General features: G+C 29.4%; 1 protein-coding gene. It reads right to left on the bottom strand.

The features are described 5' to 3' along the window. Positions 1 to 557, bottom strand: a 557-nt coding sequence (locus tag KI369_RS29215; protein ID WP_212959074.1) for a class I SAM-dependent methyltransferase, incomplete at both ends; no start/stop codon positions are given.

The raw sequence follows: 557 nt of genomic DNA, 5'->3' as shown, positions 1-557 counted from the left end.
AAGAAATCCTCGTACTTTCCGCCTCGTTTCAAATAATTTGAAGTACTTTCATCAATGGATTGAAACTGTAGATTTTGGAGTTCTTTCTTTATTTTTGAAAGTGTAAAATTTGCTCGAAAGTTATTTGTAATTTGGCTATTTAAGCTGAAATTTTTAAATAAAATAAATAAACTTAATAAATAACAATCGGATTTAAAAAGTGGGTTTAATTCGTGAAGTAAAAAATCCTCATGTTCAAAACTATAATTGCTCGTACCAGAGTGATCAATTACAATATCTACTGACCGATTTTGAATAGGGATGTTCAAAAAATCCGCACAGATAAAGAGTATATTTCTTCTCGGATTTCTTCTCGCTAATACATCTTTTAAAAATAAAAGTTTATTGAAATCTCTATCCACTGCGATATATAGGCAATCTTCGGGTAGTTCTTCATAAATGCTCCTCAAAAAGAACCCAAGTCCTGATCCTATATCTAGTATTAATTTGTTATTTAAATCTAAATGTATTAGTTTCTTTTTCGCCCATTCCCCTTCTCTATGCATATTTTCTAAATA

Origin of the sequence: Bacillus sanguinis (assembly GCF_018332475.1) — a bacterium.
GTDB classification, from domain to species: domain Bacteria; phylum Bacillota; class Bacilli; order Bacillales; family Bacillaceae_G; genus Bacillus_A; species Bacillus_A sanguinis.
This window is presented reverse-complemented; position numbering and strand designations above follow the sequence as displayed.